The sequence below is a fragment of the Paenibacillus sp. FSL R5-0345 genome (genome assembly GCF_000758585.1).
Lineage (GTDB): Bacteria > Bacillota > Bacilli > Paenibacillales > Paenibacillaceae > Paenibacillus_AQ.
This window is the reverse complement of the sequence record NZ_CP009281.1, coordinates 4,023,799-4,042,732: the sequence shown is the minus strand read 5'-3', so window position 1 is coordinate 4,042,732 and position 18,934 is coordinate 4,023,799. Positions and strand designations below refer to the sequence as shown.

The window sequence follows — 18,934 nt, the reverse complement described above, 5'->3', positions numbered from 1 at the left end:
CAACCCCTTAGATGCTTTTTATTTGGGAAAAGTCTCATAATACGATATGTCCAAGTTAGGATAGAGTAACGGCATATCAACCTCATGTATGCAAAAATGGATTTGTATGAAGAACACAAAACCCACAGTGATGACTGTGGGTTTTGTGATAAAGACAATGCATGTGGGGAGTTCTTGAATTTGCAGAGTACTACTGATGCTAAGAAAATGATGGTTTGCCAAACGAAGCAGTGAAGTCGCGTAGGGTACGTGATCTTATTTGTTCCCCTCTAAAAGTCTCTCCTTCATCACCCCAGGCGTACAGCCATAAGTATTTCGAAAAATCCTTATAAAATAATTCGTTTCCATGCCAAGCTGAAGCGCAATATCTTGAACGAGAATCTCATCATTCTCCGTCATTAACTGTACCGCACGTTCTAGTCGCAGATTCTGAAGATACTTATGCGGAGTTATGCCGTATTCATGTACGAATAGGCGCTGGAAGTGCTGGACGGAATAACCTACAGCAGCTGCTAGATTGGAGATAAGGAGCGGCTCAGTATAATGCTCGTTAATAAGACCAACCGCTTTAGCCAACGCTCCATTACGCACAGACTCAAGTTCTAAACGACTGCCTGAGGTATGAGTGGATTCAGAACGACGCAACATCAGAAGTAATCGATATAGGGTTATAGATAGATCTTCCATCCCATGCGCGTCTTGTCGACTAGCCGTCTGATTGTTCACCGTATGCCAGATCTTTCCGATTTCCTCCCAACATTGTTCAAAACGAGCAGGGTGATAGGGTATAGAAGGGAGAAGCCCAATCCCCTCTAGTAAACCTTGCGACTGAATTCCTTCGATTCCGATGAAACCCACATGCCATGGTTCATGTGAGGTAGGATAATATTCGTGTCCTCGATCCGGTGGGAAGGCGAAAGCCATTCCAGGTTCTAGTATGATTTCAGTACCGTTCTCCAGATCACGAAACAACCCAGTTCCGGTACGAATCAGAAAAATCTGGTGCACAGGGAAGCCGGCAGGCCGCACATGATGAAATTGGATATGACGTCCGACAGAGTAAGGATATAAGGGAAGCGTCTCAGCGTCGCGCGGTAGCTCTATCAGAGAAAATGGAAGCAGGATGATTCACCTCATATTCATTTTGTACTATCACTTCGAGAGTATATTCCTACTGTTCTAGGTGAGTTTTCTTTTATTATAAATAGTATAAATGATGATTCTTGATTTAGATAGCTTCGGCATCTAACGTCTCATCAGAGAATAGTCCCATTCCAAAAATGGGCAGAATTGAGAGGATGATCTTACACAATGAGTAAAAAACATTCCCCGATTAGTAGCAAAGCTCCAGTGATGCTGCACGGTGCTGATTATAATCCTGAACAATGGCTGAAGTATCCAGAAATTTTGCGTGAAGATATTCGTCTGATGAAGCTTGCAAACTGTAATGTGATGTCTGTCGGAATTTTTTCTTGGGTATCCCTAGAGCCTGAAGAAGGTGTATTCACTTTTGATTGGCTAGATAGTGTATTGGATTCTTTTGCTGAGAATGGGATTTACGCATTTCTAGCAACACCAAGTGGAGCACGGCCTGCTTGGATGTCTGAGAAGTACCCTGAAGTTCTAAGAGTGGAACGTAATCGTGTTCACAATTTACATGGCTTCCGTCATAATCATTGCTTCACCTCACCTGTGTATCGGGAGAAAACTGCGATTTTAAATGCGAAGCTTGCGGAACGTTATAGCCAGCATCCGGCTGTTATCGGTTGGCATATTTCGAATGAGTTCGGTGGTGAATGCCACTGTGATCTTTGTCAGAATGCTTTTAGAGATTGGTTAAAGGTCAAATACAATAACAGTTTGGATGAGGTAAATCATGCTTGGTGGGCTACTTTTTGGAGTCATACCTACACTTCATGGACACAGATTGAATCCCCAGCGCCACATGGAGAAACACAAGTACACGGCTTGAACCTTGACTGGCGGCGTTTTGTCAGCGAACGGACGATTGATTTCTGTCAGCATGAGATTAATGTTGTACGCCCTTACAATCCAGCGCTGCCAATTACAACGAATATGCATATGATCGATGGCATTGATTATCGCGAACTAGCCAAAATTCTGGATGTTGTCTCATGGGACGCTTATCCAGAATGGCATTATACTGAAGACGGTGACGATGCTAGACTGGCGGCATGGACGGCGATGCACTACGATTTAATGCGTTCTTTTAAAAAGAAACCATTCCTGCTCATGGAGAGCACACCATCACTTACGAACTGGCAATCGGTCAGTAAGCTGAAGCGTCCTGGTATGCACAAGCTGTCTTCACTTCAAGCGGTAGCGCATGGTTCGGATTCTGTACAATATTTCCAATGGCGTAAAAGCCGGGGCTCTAGTGAGAAGTTCCACGGTGCGGTTGTTGACCATAGCGGACATTCCGAGACTCGTGTGTTTAAAGAAGTTACAGAGGTAGGAAAGACGCTGGCGGGAATGACAGAAGTAGTAGGTACATCAACTCCAGTGAAAACAGCGATTATTTTCGATTGGGACAACCGCTGGGCGATCAAAGATGCACAAGGTATTCGTAATTCCGGATTACGTTATGAGGAGACTGTACTCCAGCATTATCGGGCACTTTGGGAGCTGGGTATTCCGGTTGATATGATCGGATCGGGAGATGATCTGTCCTCCTACAGTCTGGTCATTGCACCTATGTTATATCTGATCAGCGAAGAAAATGGAAAGCGCATCGAGAAGTTTGTGGAGCAGGGCGGAAATTTTCTGGCAACCTATTGGTCTGGTGTCGTTAACGAAACGGATTTATGCCATTTGGGTGGATTCCCTGGACCACTGCGCAGAACGCTCGGTATTTGGGCGGAGGAGACAGAAGGACTGCATAGCCGTGATTTGAATGGTGTTGTAATGCAGGCGAGCAATGCACTTAATCTTAGTGGAAATTATGATGCGCATGAAATTGCTGAGCTGATCCACTTGGAAGGTGCGGAAGCATTAGGCACTTATCGCAGTGATTTCTATGCTGGCCGTCCAGCACTTACGGTAAATCGTTTCGGTGAAGGAAATGCATATCACCTCGCTACTCGTGTGAAAGACGCTTCTTTCTACGTTGAATTGTATGCTGCGATCACTGCTAAAGCAGGAATTACGCGTGCACTTGATAGTGAGCTTCCAACTGGTGTGACAGCGCAGCTTCGTACCGATGGAGAAAGCGATTATATCTTTGTGCAAAACTACAGTGGCAGTCCGCAAGCGGTCAAATTAGATGGAGCGGATTATACAGATTTGAGCTCAGGTTCTGCAGCTCCGGCTGTGTTGAATCTAGCGGTAAATGATCTCGTAATGTTGAAGCGTAAATCGCTAGTATAAAAAGAAGGCAGGACCTGAGGGATTCAGGTTCTGCCTTTTTTTTAATCAATCCGCGAGTCGTCCCATCATAATCGTGTTATAGAATTTGCCATCCGAAAGGATCTTGTCGTTCTTTAATGTGCCTTCGATCTCAAAGCCGAGCTTTTGATAAAGTTTAATTGCTTTGTCATTCGTTTCCAGGACATTTAAAGCGATTTTCTGGATACCGTTAGCGTCGGCCCAAGCAATAGATTCTGCTAAAAGATTCTTTCCAATTCCATAACCCCAATAATCCTGCAACACACATACTCCAAACTCTACTTTATGAGCGAATCTTTTTAAAGTAGGACCTTCACATCGGGAGAACCCAACGATTTGATCTTCAACTACCGCTACAAGAAACAATTTTCTGGGTTCCTTCGAATCAGATTGAATAAGCACCGTGAAGCCTAATTCGTCAATGAACGCTTCCCCTGGTTCTCTGTCTAAATTCTCGGTCTCACCATCAATTTGTACTCTTAATTTGGACAATGTCATAGCATCCGTAGGGGTTGCAGATCGAATGATGTATTGGATTCCTCTCACACTAAATATTTGTTGATCAATAATCATTTGTCCTCCGTTACTTCTGGTGATTTTAGAAATATTGCCTCGATGCCCTCAATAATACGAGAATAATAATCCGTATCGTGGGGTACAAAATGGGTCTTGTCTACATCCTGCTCAATGGCAATTCTATGTCCATGCGGATCGATTTGAAAACCGTTGACTTGTAGACTATGTATTTCTTCCTGCCAAAATCTGCAGAAATCAGAGAACTTAGCTTTGACAATGCCGGCGACCTCTTCTTGTTGTAACTGAAAATCTTCTAGTCGATAGGAATTGATATAAATAAAGACATGCGCTCGTTCATTATCGATAAGGTTTTCTTTTTTCATACTGTAAGGAATTGTTCCTAGCGGGATCAGTTCTTCAAAAGAAATCTCCAGTCCCAGTTCTTCTTGAACCTCGCGTATTCCATCTTCTACAGTTTCATTTGCTAGCAAATGTCCGGCGGCCGTGATGTCCAGTAGTCCTGCATAATCTTGTTTCTGTTCACTCCGAAGTTGTAAATAGATATAGGGTATTTCCTGATCTTTGCTTATGAACCAGCAGTGGAAAGTCTCATGCCAATGACCTAACCGATGTACCTCTTCACGTGGAGCCGTACCTGTTCGGTTGCCTGCTTCATCAAAAATGGTAAGTATCTCATTATGCATAGAAAAGCTCCTTTGTGATGATTTCTTCTTTCTAAAGCCTATCATAAAACCGTTCGAATTACCCTAAATGTTAGGGTGGTTCTTATTGACAACATCTAGAATGATATGTATATTTTGGATGTTAATCAAAGGAGGAGTTAAATGAATTTAGTAACCATGAAGCAGAAGGATTTGGACACTTTAAGTGATGAAAGACTAGGATGGGCCTGTATGGAGCCTACCTTTCAGCAGATTCGCGCAAAATCACCATCGATCAAATCCGAAGTGATCTCCAAGCTCACAGATGGACAGAAAGCTCTTTGTATGTTCAGAGTAATGCATGATCACAGCCGTAATTCCGAAGGGGAATATTATGCTTGGATTTCTTACATGCAAGACCTGCCGGGGTATTGGACAGGGGTGATGGGTGGCATACGATTTTTTGGCGATGATCCGATGATTCTTTTGCTTCAGGAAACAAAGGTATTTCTCGAAGAAAGAAACAATCGTCTTGGAATACAGTGGGTTGATGCTACCATCACGGATCTCGATCGTGACCCTGAGTTGTTGAGAGAGATGAGTGGTTTATTTGAACGATTTAAGAACATAGCCGAAGATAGCCACAGACTGATTGGCGAGTATATTCGGGCACATCCTGGAGAATTTGTGCAGATAGAGGGCTCAGATTAATGAAAAAAACTAATCCGTACATCGTGTTTCTTGTAGTATTCATTATTGGCTTTTGGAGCATTACGTTATATCACAGTTATAATTCATTTAAAAATATTATTTTAGATCGAATCGATACAGCCGAAATCACGTCCATCGAGATTCTTAAATCGTCAAATGATGAACAAGTAGAAGTTGAGGATCCGAAAGAAATTGAAAAGATAATACATGAGTTCTCTGATGTGAAACTGAGAAGAAGTAATACTGCTGATAAACCTACGGAAACCTATTGGATAAGTATACGTGTAAATAAAGCTTTGCGTTTTGGAATGACTCTCACAGACACTAATTTTCTGCATATCATTGATCTTGCTAGTAACAATAAGTATCACTCCGGGGGTTTTAAGATTACAAGTAAGTTTGATGGGGAATCTATTACAAGCTTGTTTAAGTAAAAATAACCCGCTGCCACAGGCAGCGGGTTAAATATTTCAGGTTATTTATCTAGCCATCCATCCGCCGTCAACATTAAGAATATGGCCGTTCAAGTAGTCAGAAGCCGCGGAAGCCAAGAATACAGCAGGACCTTTAAGATCATCAGGTGTTCCCCAACGTGCAGCAGGGATACGATCTAAGATGGCATCCGAACGACTTTGGTCGGCACGGATTGGAGCTGTATTTTCAGTAGCCATGTAGCCTGGTGCAATCGCGTTGATGTTTAGACCGGAGCCTGCCCATTCATTGGCAAAAGCTTTAGTAAGACCAGCAACCCCGTGCTTACTTGCGGTGTAACCAGGAACATTGATACCGCCTTGATAGGAGAGCATAGAGGCGATGTTAATGATTTTACCGGATCCTCTTTCCAGGAAGTGACGGCCAGCGATCTGAGACAGAAGGAACACTGTGTTCAGGTTCAAGTTGATTACATCGAACCAGTCTTTTTCACTATGGTCTTTTGCCGGAGTACGGCGGATCATTCCTGCACAGTTCACGAGAATGTCAACATGACCGGTCAGTTCAAGGGCTTGGTCAAATGTGTTTTGCAGGTTGCTATGATCACTTAGGTCAGATTCGATGCTTACCGCTTTTACGCCAAAAGCTTTTGCAGCGTTTACGGTTTCTTCACTTGTATTAAGAGATACGGATGCGATATCTGCACCTGCTTCTGCGAAGGCAAGGGCAATCCCTTGTCCAAGACCTTGCGCTGCACCGGTTACGAGTGCTGTTTTACCTGCCAAGCTGAATAATGATGATGACATATAATTACGCCCCTTTGATTTAAATGGATATGATTCCGTTATTACTCACATTCAATGATAACGCCGGCATTGCGGAACTGTTTTGTCGTCTCGGGGGAGAGTCCATTATCTGTCAAGATAACGTCAACCTCCTGCAGAGAAGCAAATGTACGTAGCGCAGTTTGACCAAATTTATGGTGATCGACAACCGCGAACACCTTACGGGCTGTAGACACAAGGGCTTGCTTAAACTCAATTAAATCTCCTGTATATATGGAAAGTCCATGTTCAATATGAACAGCTGTAGAGGACACAAATGCTTTTTGAATATTAAGCTGTTGCACATAGGAGACGGCTTCAGGGCCGGCCAACATATTACGGACACGGTAACCCCCGGGAACGACCAGGCGAATATGATCTTTGGGAACCAGCTCGCTGATGATGTATACATCATTGGTGACTACCGTCAGAGGCATATTGTCCAGGCGTCGAGCAATTTCAAGCGTTGTGCTCCCACCGTCAAGAGCTATAATATCGTCCTGTTCAATATGAGCAAGTGCACGCAAGGCGATTTCCGTTTTCTCGTCGGAATACTTATCCAGGGGATCCTTGGAGGGTAAAATACCAAACTGGTCACTTTGTGCCAGCACAGCTCCGCCATGAACACGAACGATCAGTCCTTGTTCCTCCAGCTTGCTTAGATCCTCACGAATTGTTTTCCCGGTAACCTGCAGCTTATCGCTCAGTTCATTCACCGTTACATCTTTTTGGTTCAGCATAACTTCCATAATCATCTCGTGTCGTCTTATCGGGTTCATCCGCTTGCCTCAGCTTTCCGTAATTGATTAAAATTATAAGAAAGTTTAAGTTTCACGCTAGACTCTTCCTTATAATTCTCGCACAAACGCTTATCGTCCTAAAAAGGACGCCGAAGGCGTTTTAGCTTGTCTCTATTGTAGTTCTTTCATGGATACGGGGTCCATATCATCATATCTTTTATTATCACCAGCCATACTCCAGATAAAAGTATAGTTATGAGTGCCGACACCACTATGGATGGACCAGCTTGGAGAAATAACGGCTTGTTCGTTTTGTATTACGATATGGCGAGTTTCATTAGGCTCTCCCATCAAGTGGAACACAACGGAATCGTCTGGTAGATCGAAATAGAAATAAGCTTCCATCCGGCGTGGATGTGTATGTGCTGGCATCGTATTCCACATGCTACCTGGCTTCAGTTGAGTCATACCCATAACTAGCTGAGCACTTTGTACGCCATTTGTATGAATGAATCGGTGAATGGTACGTTCGTTGGAGTTCTCCAAACCGCCCATCGCACCGGATTCGGATTCGGCCAGTGTGGTTTTGGTAGTTGGATAGGACTGGTGAGCAGGTGCAGAATTCAAATAGAATTTGGCGGGCTTGGAAGCGTCTGCACTTTTGAAGATAACATCTTTAGAACCTTGACCGACATACAGACATTCTTTGAAATCCACTTGATATTCTGTACCATCGACAACAACCGTCCCTTTACCGCCAACGTTGATGATCCCCAGCTCACGGCGTTCGAGGAAGTAAGTAACCCCAAGTTCTTTAAGGTCTGTAGTAAGAACTACTTCTTCTTTAACAGGATTAGCACCACCAACGATCATACGATCTTCATGTGTAAGCACAAGCTTTAGCTCATCAGGTGCAAAAATGACAGGAATGTGGAATTCCTTACGGAGGCGCTCAGTGTCAAACTGCTTAACTTCATTAGGATGGGATGCGAAACGTCTTTCCATGGAATATTCAATCTCCTTAACAAGCATATTTTTCGTTCGTATAGGTACAATTTACTCCATTTAAGTTCATTTTACAAGTGTAATTTTTATTATTTATGTTCATTTTAGTTTATTATTAGGTTTTTGTAATTGCAAAATGAACAAAAAGTGTGCACAATAGAGCTAAAATGCTTTGTTCTCATTCGTAGGGTTATTGTCATACTATTGAGAATTGAGATATGGGAGGTCGAACTTGAATGCTGGAGTCAAATGGTATTCAGAGTAGTTATAAGGAGCGTCAGCAAGAAATTATTTTTAAAATCGCATTGGAAGCGGAGCGGCGACCTCTCCTGGAGAGTGGACTCTGGTTCCACGATGATGTGCGAAATAACTTTTATTATGGCTCGTATCTTTTTGCAGCTGCAGTAGATGATTCTCTGGTGATACCTTTCGATCGTGAACTAGCGAAGCAGAAGGCACAGGATGTGCTGCTGGAGACTTTATTGCTTCAGAATCGACAAGCCGGTACGGAGCTCTACGGACACTGGCCACTTGGTTTGAATCCTATTCCACGTGAAGCATCGCCGCACGAGTTACCTGTGGAAATTATGGGGAGTCTGATGGCTTACTTTTGCAAAAAATATGGCGGATCACTAAATGCGCAACTCCGTATTGTCCTGAATACAGCATTTGGGCACATTTATCGGAGTGATTTCTTCCGTAAGCCGGTAGTAACCTTTGGACATCATGAAGCGAAATATACAGCAGCAAAGCTGATTTTTGGTACGATGTTCGCAGACGAAATATTGCTTGAAGATGGTCGGCAAAGTCTGAAGAGTACGCTAGCGTATATTCGCTCCAAAGGTATGCCTGAATACGGCAGTCTTCCGTGGTTCTGGCATTGGGTGCAAGCGTTTACCTGTGCTTTGGAGCTTGTCTCAGCAGAGGATACGGATTTAGTAATTACTCTTAAAGAAATGCTTGATCATCTTTGGAATGTCAGAGCAGCATTTTATTTGCGTGGAGCTTGGGTAGGGGCACATTCAAGAGGTTGGCCTCATGACGTACCAGGTGACGCTAATGTGCTGCATGACTATGTTCAGTTCGGGGACTTCAAGCTTCCAGAGGCAATGCCACGCACGGAATATGCTGGGCTCCTTTTCTATAAAGCACCCGAAGAGGCTTTAACAGCTGCAATGAATCACCAGACGCCAGTGGAAGCTACCAAGCTTACACGGAAAGTAGTTCCTGCAGATCCGAACGTTCAACCGCTGCTTCATTCCTATGCCTATATTTCAGAGGAATTTGCCGCAGGCGGGATGTGGGAGCGAGTAGAGGAATTCGATAATGAGCAGCTCCGTTGGGCTTTCTCCCTGCCTGTGAGTGGAGAAGAAGGGTCCAACCAGCTATATTTCTTCCATCCAGGTGAAGGATACAATGAGGGAGATCCACGCCATCAGAGTCGTTATATGGAGGTCCTCTATCATAAGAATGTTGTGATTTCATTATTCCCCATTCCTCAGGGTGATAAGAATACGATCATCGGTGTTCTCCCTCATGGGGAGTGGATGCAAGACCCGAACGCCTTGTTTGGTCAGGTTGGGGAGGTCTTTTTCGCAATTTATTTATCACATTCATACCAACTGCAGGAACGTTCGGGATATATTGAGGTAACCGTTCAAGGAAAGCCGGGTGGGGTGATCGTTGAAGCGATAGGTGTTAAGGAGTCCACGGAGCTTGGAATCATCGGACTAGATGCTTTCGTTATAGCTATGGCCCACAATGAACCGCAGTTCGAGATGGAAGACGGATTGGCGGCTCATTATACGACCAGTAATGGCGATAGATTGCAATTGAGTATCGAGAGTGAGTTAAAGCCACCGCGAGCTGTATTGAATGATGTGAAGATTTCCTTGGAGAACTATACGGTTTAATAACTCAACATAGTTGTGAGTAAAGTTTGGATGGAGTCGACCTTAAGGTCGGCTCTCTTTAATTTGTAAATATGTGATGAGATTTGATGGCATGAAGTGCAATAGAATTTAATTAGTGTACATACTATGCTATAGCTTCATTTGGAAATTTACTCCTAATAAAAACCAGCTTTCCTTTAAGGGCAAGGCTTTCGTAATCTTATTTGAAATTAATTACATTAATCTCTAATTTTATGAGAGACATTTATCACAATAAAGGTTAATATCTAAGTGAGACATATGAATGAATGCGCTTTCTTAAATCCGTTCAAACCTAACTCAAAGAATGCGAGGGATTTACTGTGACAGGAACTGAATTTCGTGTGGAAAATGATTTTCTAGGCAGCAAACAAGTAGATAAGAACGCATACTATGGGATTCAGACATTACGCGCAGTAGAGAATTTTCCAATTACGGGTTATAGAGTGCACAATGAATTAATCAAAGCGATGGGGATCGTAAAGAAAGCCGCTGCGCTTGCAAATATGGAAATCGGCAGGCTCTATCGTGGGCTTGGAGAAGTTGTTGTGAAAGCAGCAGATGAGATCATCGAAGGTCAATGGCACGAACAATTTATTGTAGACCCTATACAGGGTGGTGCAGGTACCTCGTTAAATATGAATGCCAATGAAGTCATTGCTAACCGAGCATTAGAGCTGCTTGGTCATGAAAAAGGAGACTATCGTCATTTAAGTCCCAACTCTCATGTGAATATGGCGCAGTCTACAAATGATGCATTTCCGACGGCTATTCATATTGCGACGCTTTCTCTTCTGGAACAACTGCTTGTTACTATGCGCAGAATGCATGAGGTGTTTGCAGACAAAGCCAAGGAATTCGATCCGGTTATAAAAATGGGACGCACGCATCTACAAGATGCAGTGCCGATTCGTCTGGGCCAAGAGTTCGAGGCTTATCGCAGAGTACTTGAGAGAGATATCAAACGTATTGAACATACACGTCATCATTTGTATGAAGTGAATATGGGGGCAACGGCTGTAGGAACTGGATTAAATGCTGACCCTCGATATATCGAAGTGGTTGTTGAGCATTTGGCTGAAATAAGTGGATTGCCGCTAGTTACTGCAGATCATCTTGTGGATGCTACGCAAAATACAGATGCATACACCGAAGTATCTGCTGCCCTAAAGGTCTGCATGATGAACATGTCTAAGATTGCTAATGATCTTCGACTCATGGCCTCCGGCCCGCGGACTGGGTTTAATGAAATTTCACTACCTGCTCGCCAGCCTGGTTCCTCCATTATGCCAGGTAAAGTCAATCCGGTTATGGCAGAGGTCATCAATCAGGTAGCTTTTCAAGTGATAGGGAATGATCATACGATCTGTCTGGCTTCCCAAGCGGGTCAACTGGAACTGAATGTTATGGAGCCAGTTCTAGTATTTAATCTCATTCAGTCCATCAGCATCATGAACAACTCCTTCCAAGTGTTCACAGACTTCTGTCTGGCTGGTATTGAAGCCAATAAAGAGAAGCTAGAGCGGGATGTGGAACGGAGTGTCGGAATCATTACTGCGGTTAACCCACATTTGGGCTACGAAGTGGTTTCTCGTATTGCTCGTGAGGCGATTTTGACAGGAGAATCTGTTCGTGAATTGTGCCTTAAGTATAATGTGTTATCCGAGGAAGAGCTAAATCTGATTCTGGACCCATACGAAATGACACATCCGGGAATCGCAGGCTCAGCTTTATTGCAGAAACAGTAGGGGATTGCCTAACCATTAGTCACTGCCTTTGTCATCCGTATTCTACGTTATTTAATAAGAACCTACTTCAACGATAGTTAGAAGTAGGTTCTTTTGCGTTGCGTTTCAGGCTTATAGGAAAAAGAATGAGCGTAATAGCCCGCGCTTTCTTGGTGGAGAGGGTAATCTTGAAGTGATAACGGGATAGGATGCTTCATTAGGTGTGAAGGTTTTTCCTTTTGTAACTTGCATGGGTTCAAGGGATGCCGCTAATTGTTTAATCATTATCCGCAGATCCTCAAGCTCTTCACGCTGCTGAAGCAGCTGTATCATGACTACTTCGTCGGCTTTTTGATCGAGTGTACGTTCGATATAATGAATCCGGGACAATATATCTTGCATAGGCTCAGCGTCAGTGGGATGAAGTGGGTCTTGCGGTGACGACGACAATTGATGCTCATTCGCGACAGTTAATTGAATACCCTCTAGTGCTTCTCCGTGATTAATGCAATCTTTAATATGATTGAGCAAGCTAATTTGCTGCTCTGAGAATGTATAGTGGCCAAATCGGTCCTTTGGAAAAAAGTCAGGGAACATAGCAGCCCAACGTTTGATCGTTGTTTGGCTAACAGACAACAGCTCTGCGGCATCCTTTGTTTTCAGAATTTCCATTTCGATTCCTCCAGTTCAGGTAGACTTGTTATGAGTAATTCGTTGTTCAATTGCTGCTCCCTGCACGGTTGACAAAGGAAGTGCGGATTCGATAAACAAAGTGTTATTACGAGCAATCTCACCACTTTTGTATTTCACTATCTTGCTTTTACATTCTAGAATGAGTACAGATAACCCTGAAGCAGGGTATACTTGGTTTAGAGGTAAAGCGTATGGATAGGAGTGGAGATGTGGAAAAGATGAACGAGGAGCAATGGCAGGCGATTTTGCAAAATGATGCAGCTTATAACGATAAATTCTTTTATGCTGTGAAGACTACGGGAATCTTTTGCCGACCTTCCTGTAAGTCCAAAGCACCTAATCGAGAGAATACACGTATCTTTCAAAATGCAGAACAAGCGATAGAATCTGGATTTCGTCCCTGTAAAAGATGCAAACCGACGGGTGAGTGGCTGCCGGATAAGGAATGGGTGGCTGTAATGACTGAATATATCGACAAGCATTATCAGGAACCTCTTACTCTTGAAATGTTGGCAGAAGTCTGTCATGGAAGCCCTTATCATCTGCATCGAACCTTCAAGAAAATAACGGGAATCACTCCTGTGGATTATATACAGCAAAAGAGAATCGATCAGGCATCTGAATATTTGGTTACCACGGATCGGGCTGTAGCTGATATTGGAACACATGTGGGTCTGCCAAATCCGTCGTATTTTATTACCTTATTTAAGAAAAAGACGGGGCACACCCCAACGCAGTATCGACAGCTTAACAAAGTAGAATTAACGAATCATTCTGAATTATTCTTGGAGGTACAGAAAAATGGAGAGTAGACCAAATGCAATCATATACTGGACATTGCTAGCTTATAAGGAATGGAGCTTCTATATCGCAGCATCGGAGAAAGGATTAAGTTATGTGGGGTCGCAGCAGAAGCCATTCGAAGAAATGAGTGACTGGATCAGCCGAAGATTTCCTGGAAGTGAACTGGTGCAGGACGATGAGAAAATGGTTCCATTTGTACAGGAACTGATCGAATATTTGCAAGGGGAACGGCAGGCATTCAGCATTCCTTTTGACTATCGTGGGACTCCATTTCAACTTGCGGTGTGGAAAGCGTTATGTGAAATTCCATATGGACAAACGTGGTCTTATTCGGACATTGCCACATATATTCAAAAACCGGCTGCAGTACGAGCGGTAGGGACGGCGATTGGTGCGAATCCGATATTAATTACGGTGCCCTGTCACCGAGTCATTGGCAAGAATGGGACATTAACCGGATACCGCGGGGGATTAGAGATGAAGACGAGGCTGCTTCATTTGGAGAGCGGGAAGCTTGCTCAAGAACTATGAAGAATGAGATCCAGTACAAAACCCCAAAGACCTTACTTAATAAAGGGACGGGTTATCTGAATGGATACAGTCATTCTTTGAATCCATATACCGGATGTACTTATGGCTGTTCATATTGTTATGTGCGTCAAATGCCCGTTTCACTGTTCCGTAAAGAGGAATGGGGGATGTGGGTAGATGTCAAACAAGAAGTTGCAGCTATCCTACGCAAAGAACTCCAAAAAGCAAAGTCCAAAGGACCGGTCTCCATCTTTATGTCTTCTAGTACAGATCCTTACCAACCGATAGAGTACAAGGAACAAGTAACAAGAGCTTTATTGGAGGTTATGGTAGAGAATCTGCCTGATTTTTTATTCGTGCAGACGCGTAGTCCGCTCGTAAGCAGAGATATGGATTTGCTAATACGCTTAGGAGATAAGGTTCGTGTGAGTATGACTGTAGAGACGGATCGTGAAGATATTCGCAAAAAATTCACACCAAGTGCTCCGCCCATTTCTGCGAGATTAAAGACACTGAAATTACTGCGTAATGCGGGCATTCCTGTTCAAGCAACCATCGCTCCGGTATTGCCAAGCAGCACTTCTTTTCCTGAGATTCTTAGGGAACTCGTGGATAGAGTCTGTATTGACGATTATTTTATGGGAGATGGCAGTGGGGGAAAACGTACACGAAGATTAGGTATATATTCCCTTTATGAAGAGCTGCAACTGGAAGATTGGTATGATCCAGCGGCATATCGTAGGGTGTACGATGGACTCCGGAGTGTTTTTTCAGAAGATGAGCTGTTCTTGAGCCAGAAGGGGTTCGAGCCTTAAACTGAAACATGATATAATAAACGAGAGCATTCATACTTAGTATTTAAAAATATAAGAACGTATAAGATTCACGCAATACTTTATGTCTTATATTTCTCGTATATTCGCATGGTGTCCTTATAAGGACATCGAAGGCGTTTATGCTTGTATACTTAATACCCGTAATCGCTTATTGGAGGAGTAGAGTGGCAAAAGCAAAAGTGGCCAAACGGCCCACGAGAGATGAGTTTGTACTTGAGGAGCTAGGCAATCAGTTAGTTGAAGCCAAGCAAGAAGGTTCTGAGATCTTATTAACCGTATGGGGAAAAGAAGAACAGGTGCGCGGAACGATTGTAGAAATGGATTCGCGGACTGGAAAAGTACACGTCAGTAAAAACGAAGGTATCGAAAAAGTTCCGTTTATGGATATTATGCAAATTAATTATCCCAGAGATTAATGGGAACGCAGCAATAAGAGGTCCTGTGAGCCATGTTGGCTTTGGGGCCTCTTTGACCATATAGTATCGAATAGATTAAAGAGAGGTAGATCAAATATGGCAGTAACCAAAACCAACGCGATGCGAATGCTAGATGCGAAGAAAATTGGATATGAAGTGTTTGAGTATGACAATGAGGATGGACTAATCCATGGTACGGCAGTTGCGGAGAAGATTGGAAAGGCGGTAGAGACGGTTTTTAAAACTTTGGTCGCTCATAGCGGAGCCAATCTTTATGTATTTGTTATACCGGTTGCTGAGGAGCTGGATCTCAAAAAGGCGGCCAAGGCCGCCGGAGAGAAGAAGATTGAGATGCTGCCAGTCAAGGACTTGCAGAAGTGGACAGGTTATATCCGTGGTGGATGTTCACCAGTCGGTATGAAAAAGCTATATCCAACGTTCATTGATAGCAGCGCAGAAAGTCAGGAAACGATAGCCGTTAGCGCCGGGAAAATTGGTCAACAAATGGATGTATCACCGCAGCTACTTGCAGGGGTAACCAATGCTAAATTCACAGATCTAATGAAATAGATGAGCAACAAGAAGACCTAAATACTCCTTCAAGGCTGTGCCTGTAGTGGAGATGGCTCCTGGCGAAGGAGTGAGCTTTGAGGGTTGCAACGAAAATTCAGCGCTGGCGATATAATCTGTAGGAAAAGCTTGCGCTGTTAGCCCTACATTCTTGAAGTGCTGCATTGAGCGGGGCATATGAAACCCTGATGTGACTAGTACAGGACGCTTAAGTCCCTTTTTTTGTAGAATTGCGGCGGTATTTTCAGCATTCTGCTCCGTGTTAAGAGATTGATTGTCGGTCAGGATATCCTCTTCGGGGACACCGAGTCCGAGGAGTTGTCTTTTGGCGATATCCGCTTCATTGCCGCTGTCGGAGAAGACTTGTCCACCAGAGAATAGGATGGGTAAACCACTCGAATTATGTAGTCGTACAGCTGTAATTAGCCGATTCGCTGCTGATCCATATAAGTTGCCCTCGCCATCAATATCCGGTGTCCCAGAGCTTGCACCTCCACCAAGCACAACGATGACATCTCCTTGTAATGTATCCGGTTGAGGATATTTTCGTTCTAACCCTCCGATTAACGCATCGCTGACTAAGGAAGTCATGGAGAAATACATAAGCAGTGTAACGCCAAGCAGGACAAGCGCAGGACGACGGTCCTTTTTCCATAACCAAATGACAAGACCGAGCAGTAGTAAGATGAAAAGTCCTGGAGGAAGCACAAAGCTGTATACAAATTTGATGATGTAAATCAACAGTATCAACCGCCTTCGTAAAGTATGAGTTCAGGTTGTATTGTAACATGAGTTGGGGTGTTCGAAGTTGCACAAAAGACCGAAACGGTCTTTTTTTATTTGATGACAAGCCTAATCAACGCCTTCGAAAGAAGGCGTTTTTTGTTAGTCGATACCTTTCAATAAAATAGTTAAATAGTAAAATACGCTCTTTTAGTCGGTATGGTATCTGCGGAATTAAATGATATATCAAGCGAAATTTTAAATAAAAGGAGTGATTTAATGAGTTTTCATCTCTCCTACCCTATGATTTACTGAAATTATTTATTAAGTTAAAAGAGACAACTAATGAGTCTTTGAAGAAGGAACTGTTGCTTAAATTTCATAATGATATAGAGAAGGAAATCTATGCAGGACGAAAGTGTATGAGAGAACGTGCTGTATAAATGGTCTCCGCAATCTGCTTAATAACAACCATACAACTGATGAGAATTATGTTATGGTTCATTCACTGAGAGCTTGGAACAGAAGTACCGCGGTGAAGATAAATCGGGGTGAACCGTACCCTAAATAAGGGCAAGTTTTTTGCTGACTTTTTCGTGCAGAAATTGCAAGGTATTCATTTTTTATTTCCGATAAAATTACGTTGAAGGGAGGGAATACGATGGATTGGTTGGATAGGATGAATAGCGCCATGGAATATATCGAAACAAATCTAGCGGACAATATTTCATTTGATGAAATAGCATAGAGAGCCTGTTGCTCTACCTATCATTTTCAAAGAATGTTTCCATTTATTACTGGCGTATCGTTATCGGAGTACATTCGACATCGACGGTTGACATTGGCGGCATTCGAACTACAGACAACAGACTCAAAGGTTATTGATGTAGCTATGAAATACGGATATGATTCGCTGGAGGCATTTGCACGGGCCTTTAAGAATCTTCATGGTATTATGCCCACATCTGCACGCTATACAGGCGTTTCTCTAAAAGCCTATCCTCGAATGTCCTTTCATATTTCAATAAAAGGGGATGTCGAATTGAATTAACGTATTGAGCAAAGAGGTTCTTTTGAGATGTTTGGAGTATATGGATTAATAAATGCAGACCAAAAAACAGCGTTCTCTGAAGTTCCTCAATTCCGTATAAAATGTGATGATGATGGTAGCGTTGATCTTATGAACAACTTATTGGGACGTTTTGGTGACACCATGTTACACGCCGCCCTTTACGATCACACTAAAGAATCTTTCAAATACATGATCTGTTATCATTTACCTAAGGGTCTTGAAATTCCGGAGAGATTTACAAAACTTTCTGTCCCAACATTAACGTGGGCGATTTTTCCGGAGCCGCAATGTGATATTCAAAATCTATGGCAACGAATCTATTCTGAGTGGTTTCCGACATCTGAATACGAACAGGTTGAGGGCCCTAGTTTCGAAATGTATTATGGAATGGCACGGCATGGGAATATTTCAGGAGAAATTTGGATACCGGTGAAGAAAAAATAACGCTCTTATGCGAGCAAAATGTAGGCGTTAACGAAGATAACAACTGAACAAATCTAGATTAATAAAGGGTCATTCCCACAAAGGATGGCCCTTTAACTTGCCCCTTCACCTAGCGCGATGAACCGTATCATAAGTAGGGCGAAAAGGGGGTGAGCTACCCACGACTGGCGGAAAAGCCGAATTAAACGGGCTGCTGCGTGTTTCTTGGAGGTACAGATAAAGGGAAAGACCGGTTCAGTCCCTTGTCGTTTTCGAATATACAGCATGGATAGTGCCCAGAGAAGAGATCAAGTTAACGAGGCTTTACTAGAGGCTAGGGTCGCTTTTTGTTCTTTCCGCAAGCTTCGTAATCGATTCTATGTCTTGATCGGTTAATTGATCCAGAAAATACTTGCGTATTGCCATTGAGACGATGGGCAGGGCCTCATCCAAAGCTGCTTTTCCTGCAGAAGTAATGATGACCTGTACACCACGATCTGCGTCTAATGGCCCCCTTTTAACAAGGCCCCGTTTTTCCATCCGCGTCAAATGATGGGATAATCTGCTCTTATCCCAGTTCATCGAGTCGGCTAGTTCCTGTTGGCGAAGCTTGCCATCTCCGAATTGGATTAACCGATCTAGTATTCCAAAGTCTCCTTCTGATAGTCCTGTACGTTCAGAAAGCTCCTTAACAACGCGACCGAAGATTCGTTTAAAGGAGCCTTTCCACATATTCCATATTCGCATTTCATCTTCGTTTACTTTTTTGATATCCATGCAAGTATAATATCATGGTTGACACATCAACCACAAGGTGTTAGCCTGTATCTGAGTTGATGTGTCAACCTCGGAGAAAACTGTCGACTACCAAGTTGATGTATTAACCTGTATCGAACAGTAAATCCCCACTAAA

The 18,934-nt window shown here is 43.2% G+C and carries 20 protein-coding genes and 1 pseudogene; 11 read left to right on the top strand and 10 right to left on the bottom strand.

Going from position 1 to position 18,934, the window contains the following annotated elements; translation table 11 throughout:
- Window positions 1-255 precede the first annotated feature (255 nt).
- The gene (locus R50345_RS17865; RefSeq protein ID WP_269321992.1) at window positions 256-1,104 is read right to left on the bottom strand and encodes an AraC family transcriptional regulator; all 849 of its coding nucleotides are present in this window, start codon (window positions 1,102-1,104) and stop codon (window positions 256-258) included.
- A gap of 207 nt (window positions 1,105-1,311) precedes the next feature.
- Here R50345_RS17865 and R50345_RS17860 point away from each other — a divergent pair, with 207 nt between their 5' ends.
- Window positions 1,312-3,387: a beta-galactosidase gene (locus R50345_RS17860; protein ID WP_042128765.1), complete on the top strand. Its 2,076-nt coding sequence runs from the start codon at window positions 1,312-1,314 to the stop codon at window positions 3,385-3,387.
- Window positions 3,388-3,432: 45 nt separating this feature from the next.
- Here R50345_RS17860 and R50345_RS17855 read toward each other — a convergent pair whose 3' ends face one another.
- On the bottom strand, window positions 3,433-3,978 hold the full coding sequence (locus tag R50345_RS17855; protein WP_042128763.1) for a GNAT family N-acetyltransferase: 546 nt from the start codon (window positions 3,976-3,978) through the stop codon (window positions 3,433-3,435).
- Complete coding sequence (locus tag R50345_RS17850; protein WP_042128761.1) at window positions 3,975-4,625, bottom strand: NUDIX hydrolase; 651 nt, start codon at window positions 4,623-4,625, stop codon at window positions 3,975-3,977. The genes R50345_RS17855 and R50345_RS17850 overlap by 4 nt, the downstream gene beginning before the upstream one ends.
- A gap of 141 nt (window positions 4,626-4,766) precedes the next feature.
- On the opposite strand from R50345_RS17850, the gene R50345_RS17845 reads away from it, so the two are divergent.
- The gene (locus R50345_RS17845; RefSeq protein WP_042128759.1) at window positions 4,767-5,294 is read left to right on the top strand and encodes a hypothetical protein; all 528 of its coding nucleotides are present in this window, start codon (window positions 4,767-4,769) and stop codon (window positions 5,292-5,294) included.
- Window positions 5,294-5,728: a DUF5301 domain-containing protein gene (locus tag R50345_RS17840; protein ID WP_042128757.1), complete on the top strand. Its 435-nt coding sequence runs from the start codon at window positions 5,294-5,296 to the stop codon at window positions 5,726-5,728. Before R50345_RS17845 ends, R50345_RS17840 begins: the two co-directional genes overlap by 1 nt.
- Before the next feature lie 45 nt (window positions 5,729-5,773).
- On the opposite strand, the gene kduD is transcribed toward R50345_RS17840, so the two are convergent.
- The 3 genes from kduD to kduI all read right to left on the bottom strand — a co-directional run bounded on the left by kduD (window position 5,774) and on the right by kduI (window position 8,295).
- Window positions 5,774-6,532: a 2-dehydro-3-deoxy-D-gluconate 5-dehydrogenase KduD gene (kduD, locus tag R50345_RS17835; protein ID WP_042128755.1), complete on the bottom strand. Its 759-nt coding sequence runs from the start codon at window positions 6,530-6,532 to the stop codon at window positions 5,774-5,776.
- A 41-nt stretch (window positions 6,533-6,573) separates the two neighbouring features.
- Window positions 6,574-7,329: a DeoR/GlpR family DNA-binding transcription regulator gene (locus R50345_RS17830; protein WP_042128753.1), complete on the bottom strand. Its 756-nt coding sequence runs from the start codon at window positions 7,327-7,329 to the stop codon at window positions 6,574-6,576.
- Between the two features lie 132 nt (window positions 7,330-7,461).
- Window positions 7,462-8,295, bottom strand: coding sequence for a 5-dehydro-4-deoxy-D-glucuronate isomerase (gene kduI / locus R50345_RS17825; protein WP_042128751.1), 834 nt, complete (start codon window positions 8,293-8,295; stop codon window positions 7,462-7,464).
- 236 nt (window positions 8,296-8,531) lie between these two features.
- Between kduI and R50345_RS17820 the strand changes: the two genes are divergently transcribed.
- Both R50345_RS17820 and aspA read left to right on the top strand, forming a co-directional pair.
- Complete coding sequence (locus R50345_RS17820) at window positions 8,532-10,208, top strand: hypothetical protein (protein WP_042128749.1); 1,677 nt, start codon at window positions 8,532-8,534, stop codon at window positions 10,206-10,208.
- A gap of 341 nt (window positions 10,209-10,549) precedes the next feature.
- Window positions 10,550-11,974: an aspartate ammonia-lyase gene (gene aspA / locus R50345_RS17815; RefSeq protein ID WP_042128747.1), complete on the top strand. Its 1,425-nt coding sequence runs from the start codon at window positions 10,550-10,552 to the stop codon at window positions 11,972-11,974.
- A 111-nt stretch (window positions 11,975-12,085) separates the two neighbouring features.
- Here aspA and R50345_RS17810 read toward each other — a convergent pair whose 3' ends face one another.
- Both R50345_RS17810 and R50345_RS32215 read right to left on the bottom strand, forming a co-directional pair.
- The gene (locus tag R50345_RS17810) at window positions 12,086-12,625 is read right to left on the bottom strand and encodes a MerR family transcriptional regulator (RefSeq protein WP_042128745.1); all 540 of its coding nucleotides are present in this window, start codon (window positions 12,623-12,625) and stop codon (window positions 12,086-12,088) included.
- 15 nt (window positions 12,626-12,640) lie between these two features.
- Complete coding sequence (locus tag R50345_RS32215) at window positions 12,641-12,763, bottom strand: hypothetical protein (protein ID WP_269321958.1); 123 nt, start codon at window positions 12,761-12,763, stop codon at window positions 12,641-12,643.
- A gap of 74 nt (window positions 12,764-12,837) precedes the next feature.
- Here R50345_RS32215 and R50345_RS17805 point away from each other — a divergent pair, with 74 nt between their 5' ends.
- From R50345_RS17805 to ybaK, 5 genes are all read left to right on the top strand, one after another.
- Window positions 12,838-13,458, top strand: a complete 621-nt coding sequence (locus R50345_RS17805; RefSeq protein ID WP_042128744.1) for a bifunctional transcriptional activator/DNA repair enzyme AdaA — start codon at window positions 12,838-12,840, stop codon at window positions 13,456-13,458.
- Complete coding sequence (locus R50345_RS17800; RefSeq protein ID WP_042128742.1) at window positions 13,448-13,981, top strand: methylated-DNA--[protein]-cysteine S-methyltransferase; 534 nt, start codon at window positions 13,448-13,450, stop codon at window positions 13,979-13,981. The genes R50345_RS17805 and R50345_RS17800 overlap by 11 nt, the downstream gene beginning before the upstream one ends.
- On the top strand, window positions 13,978-14,796 hold the full coding sequence (locus R50345_RS17795; RefSeq protein ID WP_042128740.1) for an SPL family radical SAM protein: 819 nt from the start codon (window positions 13,978-13,980) through the stop codon (window positions 14,794-14,796). Before R50345_RS17800 ends, R50345_RS17795 begins: the two co-directional genes overlap by 4 nt.
- 185 nt (window positions 14,797-14,981) lie before the next feature.
- Window positions 14,982-15,233, top strand: a complete 252-nt coding sequence (locus R50345_RS17790; protein ID WP_042128738.1) for a YolD-like family protein — start codon at window positions 14,982-14,984, stop codon at window positions 15,231-15,233.
- Window positions 15,234-15,329: 96 nt separating this feature from the next.
- Window positions 15,330-15,803, top strand: a complete 474-nt coding sequence (gene ybaK / locus R50345_RS17785) for a Cys-tRNA(Pro) deacylase (protein WP_042128735.1) — start codon at window positions 15,330-15,332, stop codon at window positions 15,801-15,803.
- On the opposite strand, the gene R50345_RS17780 is transcribed toward ybaK, so the two are convergent.
- Window positions 15,792-16,544: a YdcF family protein gene (locus R50345_RS17780; protein ID WP_042128733.1), complete on the bottom strand. Its 753-nt coding sequence runs from the start codon at window positions 16,542-16,544 to the stop codon at window positions 15,792-15,794. The genes ybaK and R50345_RS17780 overlap by 12 nt on opposite strands.
- 643 nt (window positions 16,545-17,187) lie before the next feature.
- Between R50345_RS17780 and R50345_RS32470 the strand changes: the two are divergent.
- Window positions 17,188-18,042, top strand: a pseudogene (locus R50345_RS32470) (AraC family transcriptional regulator).
- 306 nt (window positions 18,043-18,348) lie between these two features.
- On the opposite strand, the gene R50345_RS17770 reads toward R50345_RS32470, so the two are convergent.
- Complete coding sequence (locus tag R50345_RS17770; protein WP_042128731.1) at window positions 18,349-18,798, bottom strand: MarR family winged helix-turn-helix transcriptional regulator; 450 nt, start codon at window positions 18,796-18,798, stop codon at window positions 18,349-18,351.
- Between the last annotated feature and the right edge of the window lie 136 nt (window positions 18,799-18,934).

Coding starts and splice junctions, on each gene's coding strand:
- R50345_RS17800 (WP_042128742.1), top strand. CDS start 13,448: ATGGAGAGTAGACCAAATGCAATCATATACTGGACATTGCTAGCTTAT.
- R50345_RS17845 (WP_042128759.1), top strand. CDS start 4,767: ATGAATTTAGTAACCATGAAGCAGAAGGATTTGGACACTTTAAGTGAT.
- R50345_RS17820 (WP_042128749.1), top strand. CDS start 8,532: ATGCTGGAGTCAAATGGTATTCAGAGTAGTTATAAGGAGCGTCAGCAA.
- R50345_RS17810 (WP_042128745.1), bottom strand. CDS start 12,625: ATGGAAATTCTGAAAACAAAGGATGCCGCAGAGCTGTTGTCTGTTAGC.
- R50345_RS17805 (WP_042128744.1), top strand. CDS start 12,838: ATGGATAGGAGTGGAGATGTGGAAAAGATGAACGAGGAGCAATGGCAG.
- ybaK (WP_042128735.1), top strand. CDS start 15,330: ATGGCAGTAACCAAAACCAACGCGATGCGAATGCTAGATGCGAAGAAA.
- kduI (WP_042128751.1), bottom strand. CDS start 8,295: ATGGAAAGACGTTTCGCATCCCATCCTAATGAAGTTAAGCAGTTTGAC.
- R50345_RS17860 (WP_042128765.1), top strand. CDS start 1,312: ATGAGTAAAAAACATTCCCCGATTAGTAGCAAAGCTCCAGTGATGCTG.
- R50345_RS17795 (WP_042128740.1), top strand. CDS start 13,978: ATGAAGAATGAGATCCAGTACAAAACCCCAAAGACCTTACTTAATAAA.
- kduD (WP_042128755.1), bottom strand. CDS start 6,532: ATGTCATCATCATTATTCAGCTTGGCAGGTAAAACAGCACTCGTAACC.
- R50345_RS17855 (WP_042128763.1), bottom strand. CDS start 3,978: ATGATTATTGATCAACAAATATTTAGTGTGAGAGGAATCCAATACATC.
- R50345_RS17770 (WP_042128731.1), bottom strand. CDS start 18,798: ATGGATATCAAAAAAGTAAACGAAGATGAAATGCGAATATGGAATATG.
- R50345_RS17840 (WP_042128757.1), top strand. CDS start 5,294: ATGAAAAAAACTAATCCGTACATCGTGTTTCTTGTAGTATTCATTATT.
- R50345_RS17830 (WP_042128753.1), bottom strand. CDS start 7,329: ATGAACCCGATAAGACGACACGAGATGATTATGGAAGTTATGCTGAAC.
- R50345_RS17850 (WP_042128761.1), bottom strand. CDS start 4,625: ATGCATAATGAGATACTTACCATTTTTGATGAAGCAGGCAACCGAACA.